This window comes from Mesorhizobium sp. M0410, assembly GCF_040321435.1.
Lineage (GTDB): Bacteria > Pseudomonadota > Alphaproteobacteria > Rhizobiales > Rhizobiaceae > Mesorhizobium.
The window spans coordinates 1-1037 of the sequence record NZ_JAMYRN010000071.1; the positions used below are offsets into that span (position 1 = coordinate 1).

At 57.3% G+C, this 1037-nt stretch carries 1 pseudogene; it reads left to right on the forward strand.

The features are described from left to right. Positions 1-180: pseudogene (locus tag NKI63_RS30850) on the forward strand (IS110 family RNA-guided transposase); the annotation flags it as partial. Positions 181-1037 lie beyond the last annotated feature (857 nt).

The window sequence follows — 1037 nt, forward strand, 5'->3', positions numbered from 1 at the left end:
ACGAAGCAGGGCCGCGGCCATGCGCGGGGGATGCTGGTCGAGGCGGCATGGGCGGCTGTGCGATCGCCAGGACCTCTTCGCGCCTCCCACAAGCGGATCGCCTCGCGCCGCGGGAAGCACATCGCGGCCGTCGCCACTGCGCGCAAGCTTGCAATGATCATCTGGCACATGCTGAGCAAGGATACCGCAAAAAAGCCTCGGCGCTGGGTCGTTGCGCCGAGGCTTTGGGCACGTACAAGCTACACCAACATGTCCGTTTATAAACGTGCGCTAATAATGTAAAAAACGGTGAACCACGCACAGGCGGAAGGGCGCACGCTCAAAGCTGGGGTGAAGCGGCAATATCAGTCATGACAAGTTGCGCGCCCTGATTGTTCCACCTGGCTTTCGACCGAACGAGGGGACGAGGATGTCGGCTGTGTTGATTTGGCAAGATGATGTACTCCGTCACCGCTCATGCCGATGAAGGGAGGCTTGAACCGCAAATCTCGAAATGTCTAGTGATGGCCACTGGGACCCCGCACATTCGGGGATTCGAAGCTGATTTTCAGGTGGTGCTAAGCAAGGCCGGCAAGGTGGAGACGATCACCGTTATGCTAGGTATGCTCATACATCGCGCTTTGCTCTGAGTGGCGGCCCAGCAGCTTGGGTTAGGGGGGCCGCTGGGCCTGACCAGCGAGCGTTCGGGAATGCTCGACTGGCCGGTTAGTATTTTAGATAAATCTAATATAATCGAACCATGCGAACGAAGTACGCGGCGGTAAGAAAGTGGCTGGCGTCCGATTCACTTACCGCGCGGTTTTGCCTTGGGTTCTGGCGAGCTTTCGGAGGGGTTTGCAGCCAATTTTGCAGATCGCCGATCTGTTACCCACAGGGACTTTTTCCTCGCCACCAAATCGTCACGATCGCCCTCAGCGGTCGCTCGGCTATGCATCGCAGCTATGGCGTAGTCGGCTCTGTTGGTTCGATAGTCTTCTTTTTGGACAGTCATCGTTTGCTCCCAGTTTCATAGCCCCTCTTTTTGCCCTTGCGGGGAG